This window comes from Azospirillum sp. TSH100, from assembly GCF_004923295.1.
Classification (GTDB): Bacteria; Pseudomonadota; Alphaproteobacteria; order Azospirillales; family Azospirillaceae; genus Azospirillum.
Window position 1 is genome coordinate 632,154 of the sequence record NZ_CP039635.1, and the last position, 22,832, is coordinate 654,985.

General features: G+C 68.6%; 13 protein-coding genes and 1 pseudogene. 5 read left to right on the forward strand and 9 right to left on the reverse strand.

All coding sequences use genetic code 11. The features are described 5' to 3' along the window. Nucleotides 1-136: 136 nt before the first annotated feature. The gene (locus tag E6C72_RS15390) at nt 137-697 is read left to right on the forward strand and encodes a hypothetical protein (protein ID WP_109083842.1); all 561 of its coding nucleotides are present in this window, start codon (nt 137-139) and stop codon (nt 695-697) included. Nucleotides 698-795: 98 nt separating this feature from the next. Here E6C72_RS15390 and E6C72_RS15395 read toward each other — a convergent pair whose 3' ends face one another. From E6C72_RS15395 to E6C72_RS15410, 4 genes are all read right to left on the reverse strand, one after another. Then, the gene (locus E6C72_RS15395) at nt 796-2,295 is read right to left on the reverse strand and encodes an ABC transporter substrate-binding protein (RefSeq protein WP_247875442.1); all 1,500 of its coding nucleotides are present in this window, start codon (nt 2,293-2,295) and stop codon (nt 796-798) included. Nucleotides 2,296-2,521: 226 nt separating this feature from the next. Beyond that, nucleotides 2,522-3,376, reverse strand: coding sequence for a ParB/RepB/Spo0J family partition protein (locus E6C72_RS15400; protein WP_109083840.1), 855 nt, complete (start codon nt 3,374-3,376; stop codon nt 2,522-2,524). After that, nucleotides 3,366-4,388, reverse strand: a complete 1,023-nt coding sequence (locus tag E6C72_RS15405) for an AAA family ATPase (RefSeq protein ID WP_109083839.1) — start codon at nt 4,386-4,388, stop codon at nt 3,366-3,368. Before E6C72_RS15405 ends, E6C72_RS15400 begins: the two co-directional genes overlap by 11 nt. Nucleotides 4,389-4,482: 94 nt before the next feature. After that, nucleotides 4,483-5,430 (reverse strand): replication initiator protein A, encoded by a 948-nt coding sequence (locus tag E6C72_RS15410; RefSeq protein WP_109083838.1) that lies wholly within the window; start codon nt 5,428-5,430, stop codon nt 4,483-4,485. Between the two features lie 1,089 nt (nt 5,431-6,519). Between E6C72_RS15410 and E6C72_RS15420 the strand changes: the two genes are divergently transcribed. The 4 genes from E6C72_RS15420 to E6C72_RS15435 all read left to right on the forward strand — a co-directional run bounded on the left by E6C72_RS15420 (nt 6,520) and on the right by E6C72_RS15435 (nt 12,720). Next, nucleotides 6,520-7,359 carry a helix-turn-helix domain-containing protein gene (locus E6C72_RS15420; protein WP_109083837.1) on the forward strand — a complete coding sequence of 280 codons (840 nt, stop codon included), beginning with the start codon at nt 6,520-6,522 and terminating at the stop codon, nt 7,357-7,359. A 557-nt stretch (nt 7,360-7,916) separates the two neighbouring features. Further along, entirely contained in the window at nt 7,917-10,568 is a 2,652-nt protein-coding gene (locus tag E6C72_RS32630; protein ID WP_282183280.1) for a tetratricopeptide repeat protein, read from the forward strand. After that, nucleotides 10,565-11,698, forward strand: a complete 1,134-nt coding sequence (locus E6C72_RS15430; protein WP_109083836.1) for a glycosyltransferase family 9 protein — start codon at nt 10,565-10,567, stop codon at nt 11,696-11,698. The genes E6C72_RS32630 and E6C72_RS15430 overlap by 4 nt, the downstream gene beginning before the upstream one ends. Beyond that, a complete protein-coding gene (locus E6C72_RS15435; RefSeq protein ID WP_109083835.1) occupies nt 11,695-12,720 on the forward strand; it encodes a hypothetical protein in 1,026 nt (341 codons plus the stop codon). Before E6C72_RS15430 ends, E6C72_RS15435 begins: the two co-directional genes overlap by 4 nt. A gap of 378 nt (nt 12,721-13,098) precedes the next feature. On the opposite strand, the gene E6C72_RS15440 is transcribed toward E6C72_RS15435, so the two are convergent. From E6C72_RS15440 to E6C72_RS15460, 5 genes and pseudogenes are all read right to left on the reverse strand, one after another. After that, a complete protein-coding gene (locus tag E6C72_RS15440; RefSeq protein ID WP_109083834.1) occupies nt 13,099-17,937 on the reverse strand; it encodes an NAD-glutamate dehydrogenase in 4,839 nt (1,612 codons plus the stop codon). A gap of 391 nt (nt 17,938-18,328) precedes the next feature. Then, nucleotides 18,329-19,228, reverse strand: a complete 900-nt coding sequence (locus E6C72_RS15445; protein WP_109083833.1) for a LysR family transcriptional regulator — start codon at nt 19,226-19,228, stop codon at nt 18,329-18,331. 260 nt (nt 19,229-19,488) lie between these two features. Next, nucleotides 19,489-19,714 (reverse strand): annotated as a pseudogene (locus E6C72_RS15450) (IS6 family transposase); the annotation flags it as partial. A gap of 116 nt (nt 19,715-19,830) precedes the next feature. After that, on the reverse strand, nt 19,831-21,171 hold the full coding sequence (locus tag E6C72_RS15455; RefSeq protein WP_109083832.1) for an MFS transporter: 1,341 nt from the start codon (nt 21,169-21,171) through the stop codon (nt 19,831-19,833). Nucleotides 21,172-21,260: 89 nt separating this feature from the next. Next, entirely contained in the window at nt 21,261-22,643 is a 1,383-nt protein-coding gene (locus E6C72_RS15460) for an aromatic acid/H+ symport family MFS transporter (RefSeq protein ID WP_247875441.1), read from the reverse strand. Between the last annotated feature and the right edge of the window lie 189 nt (nt 22,644-22,832).

Consider the following 22,832-nt stretch of genomic DNA (forward strand, 5'->3'; position numbering starts at 1 on the left):
CCTGCTTCGATCTTGAGGCTTAGGACCAAAAATGATCTCACATACGGGACTATGCTGTGTCACAACATCAGGGCGGAGCCTTCGGACCGCCTGCTCCCCCGTCCGAGGGCGAACAAAAGCAACCTCGGAGGATTCCATGCCTGGCGCCACCAAGACCGTCACCACCCGTGCCCGTGACATCATCGCCGGTTTCGACTTCGGCTATGTGGTCGACCGTGCGGTCGCCGCAGGCATGTCCCACAGCACCTCGGAGATCGCGCTGACCCAGCTGAAGGCGTTCCTGCTGGCCTGCGCCGAGCATCCGGACCGTGACATCGTTCCGCAATCCGCCGCCTGCGACGAGCTGTGGCACGAGTTCATCGTCGCCGACACCCGCGCCTATTTCCGCTTCTGCGACGCGGTCTATGGCGAGTATCTCCACCACAATGGCGTGACCGTCCCGGCCGAGCGCATGGCCGCCGCCCGCAGCGACAGCGCCCGCCTGTTCGCCGGCGCCGATTGCCTGCGCGAGGCGGCCAAGGCGGACTGCCTGCGCGAGGGCGCGGAGGCCGATTGCCTTCGTGAAGCGAAGCCGGTGGATTGCCTGCGTGAGGCGAAGGCCGCCGACTGCCTGCGTGAAGCCGCCCAGGCCGATTGCCTTCGTGAAGCGAAGCCGGCGGATTGCCTGCGCGAGGCACGGCCGCAGGGCGCCGCCTGACCGTCTCGTCCCGGTAGCGGCGAAAAGCCCCTGTCCGCAAGCGGACAGGGGCTTTTCCATGCCGGCACCCTGCCCTGTCCCGGGTCAGTCCCCAGGGATCAGCCGAAGTTCAGGCCGCCGAAGGGCGTGATGAAGTTGTCGCTCAACACGTTGCCACGCAGCGCCACATAATCCGGAACCACGAGCGGGATCACCGGCAGATCCTGCATGACCAGACGCTCGGCGTCCTTGTAGACCTCGGCCCGCCGGTCCTGATCGGGAATCGCCATCGCCCGCTCGATCAGGCGGTCGAACTGCGCGCTGGTCCAGCCGACGGGATTGAAGCGGCTGCCGCTGCTGAACAGCTCGTCGAGGAAATTCATCGGGTCGGGATAGGTGGCGGTCCAGCCGAACAGGAAGGCGTCATAGTCGCGCCGCCGGGACCGGGCGATGAATTCCTGCCGCGGCGCGATCGCCAGCTTCGCCGGGATGCCGGCATTGTTCCATTGCGAGACGTAATAGACGAACTCCCGCCGGTATTCCGGGACGATGGTCACCTGGAAGGGCTCGATGCCGCGCCCCTCCGGATAGCCGGCCTCCTCCAGCAGGCGCTTCGCCAGCGCCGGATCATAGGCCAGCGGCTCAAGCCGCTCGTTGGACAGCAGTGCCGGCGGAACGATGCCGTTGTGAACGGCCGCCACCCCCCGGAAAAAGCGCTCCGCCATCGCCGCGCGGTCGATCAGCAGCGACATCGCCCGACGCACCCGCAGATCGCCGAAGGCCTTCACCCGCCTGGGGTCGAGCGCCACCACCCGCATCTGCATGCGCGGCACGCTCGACAGCGACCGCTTGAAGCCGGGATCGTCCATCACCCCGCGCAGCGCGTCGGTATCGACGAAGGTGAAGTCGATCTGGCTGTCGTTGAACAGCGTGATGCCGTCGTTGCCGATGCCGGTGGCGAGGAAGGACACGCGCTCGAACGGCACCGATCCGCCACGCCAGTCGGGATTGGCCTCGACGTCCATCCGGATGCCGTCGCTCGACCGCACCAGCCGGTAGGGTCCGGTACCCGCCGAAAGGGTGCGGAACCACTCGGGTCCGGCCTGCGCGGCCGCCTCGACGTCGACGATGTTCAGGCGGGCGAAGGGGAACACCGCGCAGGGTTCGTCGCAGACCACCTCCAGCGTGCGGTCGTCGGCAACGGTGATGCCCGACAGGTCACCGGCCGTCTTCGCCCGCAACTCGCGAAAGCCCCGCACCTTCGCCAGCGCCAGCACGGCGAAGTTGGCGCCGTCGCCGGTCAGCGCCGCCTCGAAACTGCGCTTGACGTCCAGCGCCGTCAGGCGGCGGCCGGTGTGGAAGGTGACGCCGTCACGGATGGTCAGCCGCCAGCGCCGCGCATCGTCCGACGCCTCCCAGCGGGTGGCGAGGCCGGGCAGGATGCGGCCCTTGGAATCGACGGTGGTCAGGCTTTCGTACATCGAGCCGAGAACCTGACGCGCGACCAGATCGCTGACGGTCAGCGGGTTGAGCCCGCCGGGCAGGGACTTCAGCCCGATCCGCAGGGTGCCTGACGCGGCCATCGCCGGACGCGGCAGCGCGGCGGCAAGACCGGCCATACCAAGCAGACCCCCGCCAACCAGACCAAGGAACTGTCGTCTCCGCACCACCGGCATCGCTGACCCGTAACATCAATGATTTTACAGGCAATCCTTACCATGGGGCAGGGCAGGCGGTCACCCTGGCCGACCGCCAGAGGCTTTCGCGCTCGAAAGCAACCTAAGCAGGTATCAGAGGCGTGGAACAACCAAGGCGGGCTTTCGCGCTCGAAAGCCGTCCCTCGGGTCAGCCATTCAGCAGGGAGTCGATGCGGTCGCGCAGGGCCTGCAGGCGTTCGCGGTGTTCGCGTTGCAATGCCTGGGCGACGGCGTCGATGGCGGCCAAATCCTTGTCCATCCGGTTGATCGCCTTGCCCAGCACCCGCAACGGTTCCGCCGAGCTGGACGCCGACGGACGGGCGGCGCGCACCGCGCCGACGGTCAGACCGCCGGTCCGCGCCGTCTGCCACAGCCGGCGCAGTTCGGCCTCGTCCTCGACGAAGGCCAGCTCGACCAGGGCGGAGCGCGAGACGGCGTCGGGGTTGGCGCGGTAATCGGCCAGGATGTCGTCCGGCAGGCGCAGCACCTTCAGGCGCTTCGACACCTCGGCTTCCGAACAGCCGACGGCGGCCGCCACCTCGGTCTGGGTGTAGCCGTGCGCCTCGATCAGCTGCGACAGGCCGCGGGCGAGGTCGATGGCGTCGAGGTCCACGCGCTGGACATTCTCGATCAGCGCGATCTCTTCCGGCCGGCCCTTGGTGATGATGGCGGCGATGGTCGCCCGGCCGAGCAGCCGGTGGGCGCGCAGCCGCCGTTCGCCGGCCACCAGCCGGTAGCGGCCCTTCTCCGGCCCCTCCTGAACCAGGACGGGTTGCTGCAACCCATGACGGACAATGGACTCGGCCAGCGAACGCAGGGACTCGTCGTCGAACACCGTGCGCGGCTGGCCGGGATTGGTCTCGACCGCGTCGAGATCGACCTCGATCAGCCGGGGCAGCACGCCGCTCAGCCCGAACATGCGGTCGGTCTCGGCGGCGAAGCCGGCCTCCTTGGCCTGGAGCACGGTGGCGGCGGTCTGCCGGGTCAGCTTCTTAGGCGGCATCGACGGTCTCCTGCAAACGGCCCATGGCGGTCAGCAGCGCGGCGGCGATGGCGGCGTAGCTCTCCACCCCCGGCGCGCCGATGTCGGCATCCAGCGTGATGACGTTGGCGCCGGCCGCCTGGGCGTAGATGGTGGCGCGCGGCACCGGCGGGAACACGCGGCGGCTGTCGCCCCACAGCCGCTGGATGTCGTCCAGCGACGAGCGGTCCTGGGTCTGGCGCGGATTGACCATGGTCGGCAGAATGCCCAGCAGCTCCAGCCGCGGATTCAGGCGGCGCTGGATCTTGGCGACGGTGTCGAGGAAGGCGCTGACGCCGAGGATGGCGTGCGGTTCCGCCTGGCAGGGCACCAGCACGTAGTCGGCGGCGGTCAGGGCGTTGATCGTCACCGCACCGAGATTGGGGGCGCAGTCGATGACGATGACGTCATAGCGGTCGCGCACGCCGTCGAGCATCTCGGCGAGCGCCGTCTGGGCATTGGTCAGGTTGCCCGGCAGTTCGGTGTCGGCGCTCGCCAGCGCGATGCTGGAGGGAACGATGTCGAGCCCCTCGACGCCGGTCGGGCGGATCACCGCATCGAGCGGCGTCTTGCCCATCAGCGCGTGGTAGAGAACCTTTCCGGCTTCCGTCAGCGCCACCACGTCGGCCTGCGGCACGCCGACATGGACGGTGGCGTTGCCCTGCGGATCGGCATCGACCAGCAGGACGCGGTTGCCGGCACGGGCCAGGATGAAGGCGAGGTTGATCGAGGTGGCGGTCTTGGCGGTGCCGCCCTTTTGCAGGCCGACGGCGACGGTGGTGCCAGGGCGGGGCAGGGGGCTTTCCGGCCGTTCGAGATCGAGCAGCAGCAGCCGGCCCAGCACCTCGCGCGGCAGCGCTTCCTTGCCGGTTTCCCATTTGCTGAGCCGCTGCTTGTCGTATTTGCGGCCGGTCAATTCATTGACGAACGCCGCCATCTGCGTCTGGGTCAGGCCGCGCCGTTCCCGCAACGCCTTCAACTGTTCCCCTGTCACGCCCCGTCCTCCTGCCCCGGCACCGGTCGGCAGGGAGCCTAGCAAGTCGTCGCGACTCCGGCAACGGGTGTCTACCGAAGGGGGAGGGAGCGATTCACACCGTCTCGTCGTATTCCACCTTGGGAACGTCGATCCAGTTTTCCGGCTGGCCCTGGTCCTTCTTCCAGAACAGCACCGGCAGGTCGGCGTTCAGCACGCGGCCCAGCACCGCGCCGCGCGCCTTCATCGTCTCCTTGTATTCCGCGGTCTCGACGATGCGGACGCCATAGCCGGGGATGCGGTCGGCGGCCAGGACGGGATTCAGCGCGTTCTTGAACTTGCGCAGGTCGTTGTCGGAGCCGACGCGCTTGCGCAGCGGTTCCAGCGCCATCCAGAAGGCGTGGCCGCGGGCGAGGTGGGCGCGGGCGATCTCATAGAGCCGCTTTTCCACCGGCTTCAGCGCGAAATACTGGTCGTCGTAGCTCAGCAGATTGTGGCCCAGCGCCGCGCGGGTGACCCAGCCCGACAGCGTCAGCTTCAGCCCGCGCACCGCCCGCTCGCCGTCCTTCTTGCGCTGGTAGAGCAGCTTGTAGTCGGAAATCCAGGAGAAGGCCCCGCTTTCGCCCTCGCCGCCGGTTTCCAGGTTGGTCTTGATCTGCGTGCCCTGAAGCCGCTCCAGCGCCCCTTCGATCTTGTCGTAGGCGCTGCCGCCGGCGGTCTTGCCGACGATGCGCTGAAGGTCGCTGGTGGTGAAGTGCAGCTCGCCCAGCTTGGACGGGCCCTTGCCGGACTCCATCTTCTCGCGCAACAGCGAGATGGCGTAGAGCAGCACCGCCTTGTCCCAGATCGTCGCGACGCCGACATTCTTCGGCGCCCGCACCTCGATCCGCACCTTGCCGTCGTCATAGGTGGGCAGCGATTCCGCCTTGTCCTTCGACAGGCCGAACAGGCTGTAGACCATCATGTGGCGGTCGTTCTGGACATCGCCGGTCAGCGGGGAATCAAGCCGCAGAGCCAATTGCAGCGGCCGGTCGAGCAGCTCGGCGTTGTTGGTCTGGGTCATGCGATTTCTCCGCGGGTCCTGTGCGGCTTCAAAGGTGTCAGTCCCATAATCCACAAGCCCGCCACCCTGTTCCACAATGCCGGACCAAACGTCGCCGTTCTGCCGAAAGATTCCCGGGGACGGCGCCGGTTGGCCGGCCGAACGTCGTCGTTCTGCCAGTTTTTACGGCGGGTGGCGGAGAAGGAGGGGCGAAGGGGAGTTGGACGGCGGCAGGGGTGGGGATGGACCGGCTTCGACCGGCCGGTAGCGAAGCCAACGTCTGCGTTCTGCCGTGCCGAGGGGCGGCAGGAGAGGGCGCCTTCAGGTCAAAGCATTGTTTTTCCTATCTTACTGCTCCCTGCGCGCCACCCGGATGCCGCCGGAGCCCCCCTGGGGAGGCCATCGACTGGCAGAACGGCGACGTTCGGACGATCCGTCGAAGGGCCGATTCCCACCCGATTCTCCGCCGATTCCATCCCGGGGAGGGTGGGGGTGGGGCTGATTCCGCTCCATCATTCGGCAGAACGACGACGTTCGAGGCGGCCGGCGCGTCGTCACAAGCCACTGGCTGCCAAGAATCTTTCGGCACAACGACGACGTTCGGAGCCGAATCTTTCGGCACAACGGCGACACTTGCAGCTGGCCGGCCGGCGCAGCGGCAGAGCAAGTGCTTGATTCCTCCACAAGAATCCAGGCCTGCGTCGGCGAAATGCCGGATGCAGGCGATTTTTCCAAGACCGTGGACAGACGTGCAACGGGACGTACACATTCCAAAAAACGGGCGAAAACCGCCCTCACGCCATTGACATGCGCCCATGCCGGATGCCGGCCGGCGCCACGGGTCTTTGTGGTCCCGTGCTCTCTGAAGGAGCGAAGAGCATGAGTTGATGGAGGACCGACCTCCGCAAACACAAAAGGCCCGGATTGCTCCGGGCCCTTCGTGTCGGACGGAGGAGACCGAGGAAAACCCCGGGCACCCCACATCTGGCTGTTTGGCGACTCCATGATGGCAGGGCAGGCCCGCAAAGCCAAGCGGATTCACAGCGAGTCCGTTGACGCTCCTTCCTTGTCTCCACCCGTCCACGGACCGACCGACAGACGGGTAAAGCAATGAAGCCATACATCGATATGTACAGGCGCTGGATCGCCGTGCCCGGCATCCAGGCCGCCGACATCGCGGTGTTGTCCGCGCTCTATGCCCATGCCGACCGCGACGGTGTCTGCACCGCCACGCAAGGGGAGCTGGCCGAAGAGCTTGGGCAAAGCCGCGCATGGTTCAACGCCGTTCTGAAGGGCCTGCAGGAGAAAGCCGCGCAGGGACCGGCGGCGGCGCTGGTCTGCGCCAAGCCGCGGCGCGGCCTGCGCGGGTTCGCCTATCAGCTGGCGGGGATGGAGGGCTTCACCGCCGGCATGTGCTGTCAGCCGGCTGACAGCAGCGGTTCGCCGGCCGGCATCTCCTTTGATTCCCAGAATCCTGAATCCTCCTCCTCCCATTCGGGCGAAGGGATGAGGATCGGAGAGGACGCCTTGCCGGCGGACTGGCAGCCGGCTGCCGCGGATCTGGCCTGGGCAGCGGCGGAGCGGCCAGAGGTCGATGCCGATCGGGTGACCGTCAAGTTCGTGTCCTGGTGCCGCAAGGCGCATCGCCGCAACGGCTACCGCCCGCCGGATCCGGGGTCGGCCTGGCGCCGCTGGATCATCCGGGAGCTGGTGGCGCCCGCTGATCAGTCCGCCGAACAGCCTTCCGCGCCGCCCACCGCTCCGGCTCCGCAACGCGCCAGGGCGTCGATCCAGTCCTCCACCCCTCCGTTCCGCCGGGAGCACCGCAATGACCGCCGCCCCGATCCCCGCCCAGAGCCTCGGCCCGATATCCGGTCCGCGTCCGATGCCGCAGGCCGCAACCGCGAAACCCTCGCTGCCTTGCGCCTTCGCCTCGCTGGCCCGGCTTGAGGTCGCGGATCTGCGGTTCGAGACACAGGATCTGACGCCCGACGAGATCGGTGCGCTGGCCGAGCGGGTTGAGCAGGCGATCGGCACGCTGACACCGCCGATCGGCATCGAGAATGTGCTGATCGGGCTGGAGAAGCTGGCCGAACGCTTCGCGCTGGAGCTGCCGGACGCCGACCTGCTGGAGGCCGACGTGCGGATGATGGCGGCGTGGCCGGCCGACCGGTGGATGGCCGCCTTCGAGGCGGTGTGGGCCGGTTTCCGCAGCGGCTGGAGCCGCTTTCCGACGCTGGGCGACTTCCGCGAGGCGCTGGGCGCCCTGCCGCCGGCGACGGAAAGCCGCGCCGCCGACGATCTGCGGCGGCTTGCCGGCCGCCTGCGTCAGGAACAGCAGCTGCGCGCCCGCACGGAGGAGCAGCGCCGCCGCACCCGCGCCCGGGAGGCGGCATTGGCAGAGGTGTTGGCCGACCGGCAGCGCCGGCTGTTGCTTGAAGTGTCGCTTGTCGGGGCGACGACCGACCAGCATTATCCGCCGGACCACCAGAGAGTGCCGAACGCGGATGAAACCGAACCATCGCCCGACGCATCGTCCGACCGGCACCGCCGACGCACAGGCGCTGCTGACCCGTGCCGTCACCCATCATCAGAACGGCCAGCTGGCCGAGGCGGCGACGCTCTACGAGCAGGTGCTGAAGCGGCTGCCGAGACAGGCGGACGCGCTGCATCTGTCGGGACTGATCAAGGCGCAGACCGGGGCGCTGGCGGAGGGGATCGACCGGATCCGGCAGGCGGTGAAGGCCGATCCGAAGCAGGCGGTCTTCCATGCCAATCTGGGCCGGCTGATGGAGGCGGCGGAACGTTGGGCGGAGGCGGCGACGGCCTTCCGATCCGCAGCCCGGCTGGCGCCGCTCGATCCGTCGCTGCCGCGGATGCTGGCGGCGGTGCTGACGCAGGCGGGGCAGCAGGGTCCGGCGGCGCAGGCGCTTCAACGCGTGATGGCGCTGGAGCCGGCGGAGGCCGAGAGCGCCGCGAGCCTGGGCGACGTTCTGTACGACGGCGGGCGCTTCCTGCCGGCAGCCAGCTGGTACGGGCGGGCTGCGAGGCTGGAGCCGCATCGGGTGCTGGCGGCCTTCAACCGGGGGGCGGCCCTGCGCGATGCCGGCCGGATCCCGGAGGCGGCGATTGCCTTCCGCGACCTTGTGCAACTGGCACCGCAGATGGTGGAGCCGCTGGAGCAATGCATGCAGCTGCGCCAGCGGCTGGGCGATGGGAGAGAGGCGATGGCGGCTGCCCGCCGGCTGCTGGCGCTGGTTCCCGGCCAACCGGCGGCGCTGCGGCTGCTGGGCAGCTCGGACAGCCGGCCAACGCGGGAGCCGGTCTGGCTGACGCGGCTGGTCAGGCTGGAGCCGCTGGTGGACGAGCTGGTGCTGGCGCTGGCCGGGCGCCTTTATGGCCGGTGGACGGCGCTCGCGGAGCGGGCTTACCGCCATGCGCTGGCTCTGGCGCCGGCCTCCGGGCTGGCGCTGTCGGGGCTGGGACTGGCGCGGGCGACGCTGGGGGTGGAGGGGGCGACGCGGTGGAGCCTGCGCGCGGTGCGGGTGGCCCCCGGCGACGCGGCGCTGACCGCCAATGCCGGATCGGCCTTCCAGCTGGCCTTGCGGCCGCAGGAGGCGCTGTCCTGGCACCGCAGGGCGCTGGCGCTGATGCCCGAGGATGCGGCGGCCTGGGTCAACATCGGCACGCTGCGGCTGGACGCCAACGCGGCGGAGGAGGCGATCCCGCCGCTGGAGCGGGCGAGGCGGCTCGGCGATCCGGGACAATCGGCGCTCGCCAACTCCAACCTTGGCGTCGCCTGGATGGCGCTGGGGCTGCACGGAGAGGCGGTTGCGGCTTTCCGCGCGGCGCTCGACCGGGCGCCGGAGGATGCGGCGATCCGCTCCAACATGCTGTTCTGCCTGTGCTTCGACGACCGTGCCGATCCGCTGGAGGTCTTCCGCGAACACCGGGCCTTCGAGCGCCATCTGCCGGCGGTCCCTGCCGCGCCGCATGCGGTGGAGAGCCGCGATCCGGAGCGTCGGCTGCGCGTCGGCTACCTGTCGCCGGATTTCCAGCGCTATCCGGGGCCGGGCTATCATTTCCTGCTGCCGCTGATCGAGGGGCACGACCGCCGGGCGGTGGAGGTCACCTGCTATCACAACGACCGCAGCCGCGACGCCACCACCGAGCGCTTCCAGGCGGCGGCCGACCGCTGGCGCGATGTGGCGGCCCTGTCCGACGAGGAGCTCGACCGCCGGATCCGGGAGGACCGCATCGACATCCTGGTCGATGCCGGCGGCCACATGTCGCGCAACCGCATGGCGCTGATGGCGCGCCGGCCGGCGCCGGTTCAGGTCAGCCTGCCGCTCTATCCCAACACCACGGGGCTGAGCGCCGTCGACTACCAGATCACCGATCCCCGCGTGGCGCCGCCGGGAGCGGACGCGCTGCATGTCGAGAAGCTGATCCGGCTGCCCGGCTGCGTGCTGTGCTACCGCCCGGCCGAGTCAGCCTTCGCGCCGCCTTCGCTGCCGCCGGTGGAGCGCAACGGCCACATCACCTTCGGGTCCTTCAACAACATCACCAAGGTGAACGCCGCCACCATCGCGCTGTGGGCGAGACTGCTGGCGGCGGTGCAGACGGCGACGCTGGTGCTGAAATGGCGGGGACTGGGCAGCGGCGGCGGTGCCGACCGGCGCCTGCTGGACGCCTTCGCCCGGCACGGAATCGGGGCGGAGCGGCTGGAGCTGCGCGGCATCACCCCGGATCCCTATCAGGATTACGTCACCATCGACGTGGCGCTCGATCCCGTCTTCGCCAATGGCGGGACGACGATCTGCGACGCGCTGTGGATGGGCGTGCCGGTGCTGAACCAGACCGGGCCGACCATGATCGGCCATTGGGGGGCGACGCTGCTCGATGCGGTCGGGATGGAAGAGCTGGTGACGGAGGACGATGACGGCTATCTGGCGCAGGGCGTCCGGCTGGCGACCGACCGTGGGTTCCTCGATGCCCAACGGGCGGAGTTGCGCGAGCGGATGCGGCGGTCGGCGCTGATGGACGAGACCGGCTATGCCCGCGCGGTGGAGGCGGGCTATCGCACGGCATGGCGCCGCTGGTGCGCCGGTTTGCCGCCGGTGGCCTTCGACGTGGCGGACGGGGAGGGGCGGGCATGAGCGTCTGCGATCTGGCGAGCGTGCGCAGCATCCTGGTCGTCAAGCTGGACGAGGCGGGCGACTTCGTGATGGCGACCCCCTTCCTGCGCGGCCTGCGCGCCGCCGCCCCGCAGGCGCGCATCCTGCTGGCGGTGCGCGAGGCGGTGGCCGATCTGGCCCTGACCTGCCGCTGGGTCGACGGGGTGGTGGCGCCGCGGCCGAAGGAGGGCGGCGGCATCGACTTCCGCGGCATCACCCCCGGCGGGCTGACGCTGTTCGCCGAATGCTACCGCGCCGGCTTCGATCTGGCGCTGGTGCCGCGCTACGACTTTGACCGGCATGGCGCGACGACGCTCGCCGCCAACAGCCGGGCGAAGCTGGTCGCCGGTTTCTCCGAGCGGGTCACGCCGTGGAAGGCCGACGGCAACCAGGGTTTCGACCGCGCCTATGGGCTGGCGCTGGCCCCGCCGCCGGGGCGGCACGAGGTGGAGCAGAACGCCGCCCTGCTGGAGGCGCTGGGCGCCGCCCCGGATCTGGGGCCGCTGGAGCTGACGCTGACGGCGGAGGACCGCGAGGAGGCGCGGCGGCTTCTGGGGTCCGGAGATGGCCGGCCGCTGATCGCGGTGGCGCCGGGGGCGGCGAGCCCGCGCCGGGAGTATCCGGCCGGGCGGCTCGCCGCCGTGGTTTCCGCCGTCGTGGCGGGGCTTGATGCGCGCGTCGCCGTGCTGGGCACGTTGGCGCAGCGGCCGGCGGCCACTGTGCTGGCGGCGGCGCTTCCCGGACGCACCATCGACCTGACCGGCGCCACCCCGCTGCGCGTCGCCGCGGGGGTGATGGCGGAGGCGGCGTTGGCGATCACCATGGATTCCGCCCCCGCCCATCTGGCCGCGGCGGCGGGGGTGCCGGTGGCGGTGTTCTCCTGCCATCCGGTCGGCGGCGATCCCAACCATTTCCATGCGCCGGAACGCTTCCGGCCCTGGACCGGCGGGCACGAGCAGCGGGCGCTGGTCCTGCGTCCGGAAGCACCGGTGCCGCCCTGCGCCGTGTCCTGTCTGGCGGCCGAGGCGCATTGCATCACCGCCATCGACCCGGCCGACGCCGCCCGGCGCATCCTGGCCCTGGCGGCCGCCAGCATGGGGGAGCGGCGATGACCGACCCGATCATTCACGTCTCCTTCCCGCAGCCGCCGGACGCCTATCCGAAGACGCTGCACTGGCATGCCCAGCTGAGCCGCCATGTCTTCGAGGCGCTGCAAGGCCGCTTCGGGGGGCGGGTGCGCTTCTCGGCCTGGGGGGCGCCGCTGGAGCCGGCGGGGCGCGACGTGCTGGTGTCCTTCCTGCCGCATCCGGCGCTGAAGGGCTGGAAGCGCTCGGTCCTGATCGAGAATTCCAACTTCGACGTCGACAAGTGGCGCTTCGCCGCCTTCCGCCGCTTCGGGCTGGACGCGCCGGTGGATTCCGTGCGCGAGACCGAAGAGTGGATGCGCGGCCAGTATGCGGCACTGGTGCTGAGCAACGATGTCGCCATCCGCCGCGTCGCCTCCCGCGATCCGCAGGTGGCGGCCTGTCACGACCAAATGGCGTCGCTGGTGCGGCACCTGTCGGTGCATCCGCATCCGATCGACAAGGTGGAGTTTTCCCGCCTCGCCGCCGGCGTTCCGCCGCCGCCGAAGGTGCGGATGCTGGTCTATCATGCCGGCCCGCGGAAGAACTCGGCGGAGCTGATCCAGACCCTGCGCGACCTCGGTTTGCAGGAGAACAGCGATTTCAGCGTCGCCGCCCATGTGCCGAAGGACCGCGCCGACCTGATGGCCTTCCTGCGCCAGAATTTCCTGATCGTCGGCAACACCTCCTACTCGGAGACCGGGCCGATCAACATGATCGAGTATCTGTTGTCGGGCTTCGCCATCTACGGCCATGACGACTGGTGGGACGGGGCGGGCAACCCGCGCTTCGGCTGGTCCTATGATCCGGCGCGGCAGCAGGCGAACCGGGAAAACCTGCGGCACATCTTCCACGAGCTGGGTCCGGCAGGGGTGGCCGCAGAGCGCGACCGCATGCGCACGGCGTTCCTGGAGCGGACCGACAATGACTGGCCGGCGCTGCTCGGCCCGCTCTGCGATCATGTGGAGGCGCTGCTGGACAGCGACCATCCCGGCCGCATCGGCGGTTGAGTCGTCTGCGGGGCGATAGATCGCAAGGGTTGCTTTCGAGTTGGAAAGCCGGCGACGGTTCAGAGAGCCATCACATATGATTCCCTCTTCCGCCTCTCGCACAAACTTTGTTTGTGCTGCCGGCGTCAGGCGGATCGAAGATCCGCTGAGAGCACCGGGAGAGGGCCTTTTCTTGCCGCAAGCGGGGAGACGCCCCCGAAAAGAAAATGGGCGGATCCACGGTGAGGTGGATCCGCCCGAGGCGAGGAGACTGAAAGCCGGTGCCCGAACGTGCCTGCAAAGGCACCGGCGTTCCGGAGGTCCGGCTGCGCAGGACAGTGCAGCCGGGCCGTCCGAACCGAGGGTCTCCTATCCCTGTGACACCATTACCCGCTCCTGTTACCCGGCAATCAGGCCGCGCAGCTGCCGATTTGCGACAGCCAGCATGGCGAGATCGACCGCCGGCTGGGCGCGCAGTTCGGCCAGAAGCTGCTCGACCCGCTCCACCACCAGCGTGCGGCTGGCGATCCAGCCATCGACCGCCGCGGCCTCGTCGCCCTCGCTTTCCAGCACGCGCACGGTCAAGGCACTCTGGTGGGCGAACAGGTCGTCGATGATCGCGGCGACCGCCTGACGCTGCCAGTGGTTGTCGACCTTGGCACCGCTGGCACGGTCGCGCAGCCATTCCAGGCCGAAGCGGCGGCCGAGCCCGAAATAGACCGAGGCGACGCCTTCCACCGCACGGCCGGTGCGCTCGGCGATCCGCACCAGATCCGGGGCGGCGGCCAGGACCGGCAAGGCGGCGATGCGGCGGGCCAGATCCTCCGGCACGCCCTGGGCCATCGCATCGGCGATGCGGATGGCGAGGCGCGAGGATTCCTCTGCGTCGAGGAAGCGGTCGAGGCCGGCGGCGAGCGCCTCCACTCCCGGACGGAAGGCGGCGGACTCGCGGCCGAGATCCAGCGGGTGCGGGCTGTGGGCCAGGAACCAGGCCACCGCGCGGTCCAGCAGCTGGATGGTCTCCAGCATCAGCGCCGTCTGCAAGGCCGCCGGCACGACAGTGTCCAATCCGTCGATGGCATCCCACAGCGGGCGAAGCTGGAACACGTCCCGCGCGATGGCATAGGCGCGGGCGACGTCCGCCGGGCCGAGGCCGGTCTTCTCCACCATGTCGCGGACGAAGGTGGGGCCGACGCGGTTGACCAGGCTGTTGGTGACGGCGGTGGCGATGATCTCGCGGCGCAGGCGGTGGCGGAAGATCGCCTCGCGCTGGCCCTCGCGCAGCGGCTGCGGGAAATAGCGCAGCAGATCCTCGACCGTCGCCGGATCGTCCGGCAGTTCGGACGCCAGCAGATCGTCGTACAGCGTGATCTTGGCGTAGGCCAGCAGCACCGCCAGTTCCGGCCGGGTCAGACCGCGCCGTTCGGCCATGCGCTGGGCCAGCTCCTCGTCGGTTGGCAGATACTCGATGGCGCGGTTCAGCCGGCCGTTGCGCTCCAGGTTGCGCATGAAGCGCAGCTGGGCCTCCAGCAATGCCGGGCCTTGCGCCTCGGCGATGGTCAGGGCCTGGGTCTGGCGGTAATTGTCGGCCAGCACCAGCCCCGCCACCTCGTCGGTCATGGCGGCCAGCAGGGTGTCGCGCTGCTTCAGCGTCATGTCGCCCCGCGCCATGACGTCGCCCAGCAGGATCTTGATGTTCACCTCGTGGTCGGAGGTGTCGACGCCGGCCGAATTGTCGATGGCGTCGGTGTTCAGCCGCACGCCGCGGCCGTCGCGGCCCTTCTGCGCCGCTTCGATGCGGCCGCGCTGGGTGACGCCGAGATTGGCGCCCTCGCCGATCACCTTGGCGCGGATCTGGCCGCCGTCGATGCGCAGCGCGTCGTTGGCCTTGTCGCCGGCCTCGGCGTTGGTCTCGGTCGAGGCCTTGATGTAGGTGCCGATGCCGCCGAACCACAGCAGGTCGACCTCGGCCGTCAGCAGGCGGCGCATCAGCTCGACCGGCGACAGGTGGGCCTGCTCGATGCCGAAGCGGGCGCGGACCTCCGCCGTCAGCTCCACCGTCTTGGCGCTGCGCTCGACGATCATGGCGCCGGCGGACAGCCTGGAGCGGTCGTAATCGGCCCAGGAGGAGCGGGGCAGGGCGAACAGCCGGTTGCGCTCCTCCCAGCTGATCGCGGGGTCGGGATCGGGGTCGAGGAAGATGTGGCGGTGGTCGAAGGCGGCCAGCAGCCGGATGTGCTTCGACAGCAGCATGCCGTTGCCGAACACGTCGCCCGACATGTCGCCGACGCCGACCACGGTGAAGTCGGTGGTCTGGATGTCGGTCCCCATCTCGCGGAAATGGCGCTTCACCGATTCCCAGGCGCCACGGGCGGTGATGCCCATCACCTTGTGGTCGTAGCCGGCCGAGCCGCCCGAGGCGAAGGCGTCGCCCAGCCAGAAGCCGTGGTCGACCGACACGCCGTTGGCGATGTCGGAGAAGGTGGCCGTGCCCTTGTCGGCGGCGACCACCAGATAGGGATCGTCGGCGTCATGGCGCACCACGTCCCTGGCCGGGATCACCGAGCCGTCGGCGGCCAGATTGTCGGTGATGTCGAGCAGGCCGCGCATCAGCGTCTTGTAGCACTCGATGCCTTCGGCGAGCGCCGCCTCGCGGCCGGCGCTCACGGGCGGGGGACGCTTGACGACGAAGCCGCCCTTGGAGCCGACCGGCACGATGACGGTGTTCTTCACCATCTGCGCCTTCATCAGCCCGAGGATCTCGGTGCGGAAATCCTCGCGGCGGTCGGACCAGCGGATGCCGCCGCGCGCCACCTTGCCGCCGCGCAGATGGACGCCTTCCATGCGCGGGCTGTAGACGAAGACCTCCACCCACGGACGCGGCAGCGGCAGTTCATCGATCGAGCCGCTGTCGAGCTTGAAGGACAGATGCGGCTTCGGCGCCCCGTCCGGGCCGGTCTGGTAGGCGTTGGTGCGCAGGGTGGCGCGGATCAGGTTGACGAAGCGGCGCAGGATGCGGTCGTCGTCCAGATTGGTGACGGCGTCCAGCGCGTCCTCGATCTGCTCCAGGATCGGCGCTTCCTCCGTGCGGTTGGCCGGGTCGAAGCGGGCGGCGAACAGGCGGGACAGCAGCCGCGCCGTCTGCGGATGGGCGGCCAGCGTCGTCTCGATGGTGTCCTGGGCATAGGCGAAGCGGGCCTGCTTCAGGTACTTGGCATAGGCGCGCAGGATCGTCACCTCGCGGCCGGCCAGACCGGCGCGCAGAACCAGGCGGTTGAAGCCGTCATCCTCCATCCGGCCGTCCCAGATGTCGGCGAAAGCCTCCTGGAAGGTCTGCTTGACCTTGACGCAGTCGACCGGCATTCCGTTCTGGGTGCGGGCGGCGAAGTCGTGGATCCAGACCGACTGGGCCGGGGTGGCGCCGCCGGCGGGACGGACCTCGTAGGGCTGCTCGGTGATGACCTTCAGGTCCATGTGCTCCAGCATCGGCAGCACGTCGGACAGCGGCACCGGCCGGCCCTGGTGGTAGATCTTGACGTGCAGCTCGTCGCCGTCGGCCTCCAGCGGATGGAACAGGACGATGCCGAGGCGCTGTTCGGCCAGCACGCGTTCAATGCGGTCGATGTCGTGGACCGCGGCCTCCGCCGTGAAGGTCTCGCGGTAGCCGGCGGGGAAGGCGTCGGCGTAGCGGCGCAGGCGGGCGTTGCCGGTTTCCTCGCCCAGCGCCTCGACCAGCGCGTCGCGGATGCGGTCGGCCCAGCCGCGCGAGACCTGGACCAGCCGTGCCTCGATCTCGCTGATGTCGGCGACGGGGATCTTGCCCGGCTCCGTCTTCACCATCAGGTGCAGGCGGGCGAGCGCGCTGTCCGACAGCTGGGTGAAGTAGGAGGTGCAGGTGCCGTGGAAGGCGGTTTCCAGCACCGACTGGATCTTGCGGCGCAGTGCCGTGTCGTAGCGGTCGCGCGGCACGAAGACCAGGGCGGAGACGAAGCGCTCGAACGGGTCGCGGCGCACGAACAGGGCGAGGCGCTGGCGTTCCTGAAGGTGCAGGATGCCGAGCGCCGTCTCGAACAGCTCGTCCGACGGCGTCTGGAACAGCTCGTCGCGCGGGTAGGTCTCCAGGATGTTCAGCAGCGCCTTGCCGTCATGGCCCGACGGGTCGAAGCCGGCGCGCGTCATCACGCGGGCGACCTTGCGGCGCAGGAACGGGATCTCGCGCGGGCTGCGGTTGTAGGCGACCGAGGTGAACAGGCCGACCGCCAGGGTGACGCCGGCCACCTTGCCCTGCTCGTCGAAGCGCTTGACCAGAATGGCGTCGAGCGGGACCGAGCGGTGGACGGTGGCCTGCCGGGTGCCCTTGGTCACCAGAAGCGCGCGCGGCTGGTGCAGGAAGGCGCGGATTTCCTCCGGCAGCACGGCGGCATGGCCGTGTTCGTCGAACACGGTGATTTCCGGGTCGCGCAGCACGCCCAACCCGCTGCCCTCCACCAGCTCCAGCCAGGGATCGCGGCCGTCGCCGCCGACGGTGGCGGTGTAGAGCCGGCTGCCCAGCAGGGTCATGTTGCCGTCGTCGACCCAGGTCAGGAAGTCTGCGGCCTCCTTGGACTCCTCGCTGTCGGGGGCGTTGGCGATGTCGGTCCGGGCGCTGCGGACGCGCTCGCGCATCGGCGTCCAGTCCTCCACCGCGGCGCGGACGTCGGTCAGCACCCGCTCGATGCCCTCGCGCAGACGGGCCTGGGCGGCCGGGTCCGACAGCGGGTCGATCGAGCAGTGCATGAAGGATTCGTCGTGGGCGCCGTCGGCTTCTTCACCGGGCTCCAGCAGCTCGACGATGCGGCCCTCGGCGTCGCGGACGACGCGGGTGACGGGATGGATGATGAGGTGGACGGTGACGCCCTGCCGGTTCAGCTCCGCCGTGACGGAATCGACCAGGAAGGGCATGTCGTCGTTGACGATCTCCACCACCGAGCGTTCGGACTGCCAGCCATGCTCGTCCAGCCGCGGCGCGTAGACCCGCACCTTGGGCTTGCCGGCTTCGCGCTGCTGGCCCCACTGCCACATGGCGAGAGCGGCGCCGTAAAGCTGTTCCGGCGTGCCGCGCAGCAGGTCGTCGGGAGGCACGTTGGCATAGAAGCGCTTCACGAAGCGCTCCGCCCGCGCGTTCGGAACCCGGCTGCGCACCAGTTCGGCCAGTTGCTGCCGCAAGTCGCCCGCCAGATCCTTCGTCGCCGTACGCATGATGGTTGATGTCTCCTCTCGGGGGGGCTTTGGTCGGGTATTCTTTTGATTGGTAGTACCACCCCCCTGCCGGCTTTTCGACGGCAAATAAACGGCAGGACTTCTGACCAAGCGGCGATTCGCCCCCCTTTGGAGGTATTTCTCCAAAGATTCGGACAATCCAGTCACATACTCGCCGAATTTATCCATGGCGCATTCACATCTCCGCCATCGGCGACGCCGCGGCAAAGGCGCACAGCGCCGATCCGCCGCATCCGCCGGTGGATCGGGGAGGGAACGGAGCGGGGGCGGACCGACTCGATTCGGTGGGATGGCCGCCCTGCCGGCAAGTCGGCGGAAAACCAGGAAAAGCGCGGCAGAAAAAGGTAAGCGATACTGACTGAACGGCGTTTCAGATCGGCGCCGGGGCGTTTTCGGACAAGCTATCGACCAGCCGGCGGGCATGGGCGGAAAGATCGGCAAAATTGCGGGCGCACAGCACCAGCAGGCGGGGCGCCCACGGGTCGCTCAGCGGCATGACGCGCAGATCCCCGCTGTCGAGCGCCCGCAGCGCCGCGGTTTCCGGCACGATGCCGACGCCGACGCCGCGTTCGACCAGCCGGCACAGCGCCACCGGCCCGCGCACCCGCACGCGGTAGGACAGGCTGCGCCCGGCGCGGGTGGCGTGGCTGTTCAGATACTCCTGCAGGGCGCTGCCGGCACTGAGGCCGACGAAGGGTTCGTCCAGCAGATCGGCGAAGGATATTCGGTCGCGGTCCGCCAGCCGGTGCGACTGCGGCAGGACGGCGACCAGCCGGTCGCTGCGGAAGGGGCGGGTTTCCAGCCCGCCGAGATCGACCATGTCGGCGACGACGCCCAGGTCGGCCAGCCCGGCGGCCACCGCCTCGACGATGGCGTGGCTCGGCCGCTCCTCCAGGTCGATGTCGATGCTGGGATTGTCGGCCAGGAAGCCGGCGAGCGCGTCGGGCAGGAATTCGTTGATCGCCGCGGTGTTGGAGAGCAGCCGGACATGGCCCTTCAGCCCCTTGGCGTATTCCGCCAGTTCGCCACGCATGCGCTCAAGCTGGTGAAGGACGAGGCGGGCGTGATGGACCACGGCGCGGCCGGCCGGAGTGGGGCGGACGCCGCGGCGGAAGCGTTCCAGCAGCGGGATGCCCAGCGCCTCCTCCATCCCTCGGACCCGCGCGCTGGCCGACGCGAGCGCCATGGCGCTGCGCTCCGCCCCGGCGGTGATGCTGCCGGTCTCGACAATGTGCAGGAACAGCCGCAGGTCGGTCAGGTCGAAGCGCATGGCGGGTCTGGATGGAACCATAAAGTGTTACGAGAGCACCCATATAATGCACTCGCGGGAACCATAAAATGGTCCGCCACAACCGTGTTTGAAAATGGCTGACCAAGCGACGTTGTTGCAGCGAGGCGGGATCGCGGATGGAGGGGCGGCATCGTAGGGGAGACGCCGTTGACCATTTTCCGGCACTGTCACGGGAACTGAGCCGGGGTGCAGAACACCCCCAGTTCGACATTTGCTTACGCAGATGCTGTCGCGAATTGCCAAGCGGCCAGGGCCTGCGCCCGGAAGGTGCGCAGGGTGCGGGCGATGGCCGGCCCAAACTTCAGGACCCAGCGGCGGACGGTCTCGTAGGACACCTCCACGCCGCGTTCGGCCAGTAGCTCCTCGACATCCCGGTAGCTCAGCGTGAACCGGAGATAGAAGCCAGATTGCATGCTGGATGATCGTGGGCGGGAACTGATGGTGGGCAAACGAGAGCGGCGACATCCGAGGAGGATAACGTCACGGCCGGCGAGCCGCGACCATTCCCGTGACAATGCCCCTTCCTCTCTTGTTCAGGTTTGATGGAAACCGAGAAGACTGACCAGCCTGTCCGACGCAGATCAGTGTGCCGCGGACAAAGCTTCTCGACCGACAGGCTCCCTACGGATACGGATCAGCCCCACGGCCAGCGCTGCAATCAGCAGCGGGATGGCTATGGCAACGTAGTAACCGGCGATCCCCCCGGTTTGGAGGAACCAGCCGCCTGCTGCCGAACCGATGATCGAGCCCACGCGCCCCATGCCGATCGCCCAGCCTGTGCCAGTGGCTCGCAAACTGGTCGGGTAAATGTTGGCGATCAGGTAATTGAGCGCGATCTGCTGGCCACCGACACCGAATCCGGTCGTCCCCACCAGCACGAACACCAATGTCCAATTGTCGCCGGCAGCGAAGGCCAGAGCCAAGCAGGTGGCAACGCCGCAGGCGAACATGGCGAGGAGGATGCCCCGAACATCAAGCCGCGCCAGGGTGATCGACAGCGGGATAGCGCAGGCGATGAAGACGCCGTTGACCGTCACCGTACCAAGAGCAGCCCGTTCGGTCGCCAGACCGGTGGAGATCAGCACGGTCGGCAGCCACAGCAGCAACATGTACCAAGCGATCCAATTGAAGAAATACGTCGCCCAGATGGCCAGCGTCCGCAGCCGCCATTCCGGCGCCAGCAGGGCTGACACACGCGATTTTTCCAGGCGCGCCGGAACGAGAAAGCTGATGCCGGGCGCAGGCCGTTCACCGGTCGTCCTCTCCAGCAGCCGCTGGATTTGGTCACGGTTCCGCTCCTGATCCTGGGCCACCAGGAAGTGCGGCGATTCCGGGAGAAGAAGTCCGGCCACCGCCAGAAGACACAGGGGGGCCACTCCGCCAGCGAAGAAGATGCCTTCCCAACCAATCGCCGGCAGCCAGGAGGAGGCCAACAGCCCACCCAGCATCGCCCCGGCCGGGAGGCCCAGCAGAATACCGGTCATCACGGTTCCGCGCCGGCGAACCGGGCTGTATTCGGCAACCAGCGCCAGCAGAACCGGCGTCATTCCGCCCATGCCGAGGCCGGCGAGGAAGCGCAGCACGACGACGTGCTCTGGAGCGGTGGCAAAGCCAGTGGCCAGTGAGCTGATGCCGAATAGAAACAGCGCGGAGAGAATGGCAGGCTTGCGGCCGAGACGATCACCGATCGGACCCAGCGTCATCGCTCCCACCATCATTCCGATGGTGCCGGCCATCAGAATGCCGGCCAACCCGCCTTTGGGGGCAAGCCCGAAGGTTTTGGCAATCGACGGGCCGGTATAGGCAATCGCCTGTGTATCGAACCCGTCCAACAGCGCGCAGAGAAAGCAGAGAAGATAAAGGCGCCATTGGAAGAAGCCGATCGGCGCCGCGTCGATGTAATCCTGTAGGCTCTTTTGCAACGATCTCGTTCCTCAACAAGAGAGGGACGACGTCCCGCACCGCTAAGGCCGGGACGTCGCTGTTGTGGTTGGCGGGAGCAGCAGCCCGGTCAGTCGATGCTGCTCGCGGCCGGCAGCGGGCCGGCGAAGGACGAGGAGGCAGCCGTCTGATGAGCTGGCTGCGGAGCCAACCTACCTTTGACCACCATGAACAGCCCAGCCAGGATGACCGGGATACCGACGATGGCGAAGGCGGTCGGCAGGCCAAGGCCGCTGGACAGAACGGTGCCGCCGACCATCGAACCAAGAACTGATCCGCTGCGCCCGACGGCGTTGGCCCAGGCCACGCCGGTTGCCCGGTTCGCCGTCGGGTAGAAGCCCGCCGCCAGCGCGTTCACGCCAACCTGCGCACCGGCCAGGCAGAAGCCGGCGCCGAACACGGCGCTGGCAAGCAGGGCAGGGGAGGTGGTGGCGCTGCCGATCAGCGCGATGAACAGGGCGGCGGTCGCGTACGCGATGCCCAGAACCTTGTGAGGGTCGACACGATCCATCGCTGCGCCGATCACCAAAGCGCCGACGGTGCCGCCGAACTGCAGCATCATGGTCATCAGCGAAGCATCCTTCAGGGTCATGCCTGCGCTGCTGATCACCGTCGGCAGCCAGCTCGACAGCAGGTAGAAGACGAGCAGACTCATAAAGAAGGTCAGCCACAGCAGCAGCGTGCCGGCGACCAGCCCTGGCTGGAACAGCTGCCCCACCGGCGAGCCTGCCGGCCTGTGCACGCCGATGAACCGCGCGCCGGTCAGCTCCGCCTCCGGAGCGATCCGCTTCAGGATAACCGCCACGCGCTCTGCCGGGGCATTCCGCAGAACGAGAAAGCGCACCGATTCAGGCAGGGCCAGCAGCAGGACCGGCACCAGCAGCAACGGCACGATGCCGCCGAGCAGCAGAACCGACGCCCAGCCGTAGCCGGCCACCAGCTGTGCCGCCGCCAGCCCGCCCAGCGCCGAGCCGAGCGTGAAGCCGCAGAACATCAACGTGGTCAGGAAAGACCGCCGCTTGTCCGGGCAAAACTCCGAAGTCAAAGTGATGGCGTTGGGCATCGCGCCGCCCAACCCCATGCCTGTGAGGAAGCGCAGGATGGTGAGTTCGGTGATGTTCGTCGCCCAGGCGGACGCCAAGCTGGTCAACCCGAAGAACAGGACGGTGAGGATCAGCGCGCGCTTGCGCCCGATCTTGTCGGCCAGAGGCCCAAAGATGAACGCCCCGATCATCAGCCCGAACAAGCCGGCACCGAACAGTGGCGCCAGTTGGGCCGGCGCCAGCTGCCATTCGGCGCGCAGCGCCGGAGCGATGAAGCCGATCGCCGCCGTGTCGAAGCCGTCGATGGCGACGATCAGGAAACAAAGGCCGATCAACGTGACCTGGAATACGGAAAGCTTGTGGGCATTGATGAAGTCCTGGACGTCGATGACGCGTGGTGTCGATGACACGGGCGTTCCTCCCTGTTGACGTGATGGACGGGAAAAGGCTGCGGCGTTGCGCAGTGGACCCATCCGCGTGCTCCCGCGGAGCAGGGCAACGCTTTAGGGTTGATGGGCCGGGATGCCGACGGTTCGGCCGACGCCCACTTGGCAGTGGGCGCCCCTCACGTCATTTGGCGATGGGTTTGTCTTCCGCTC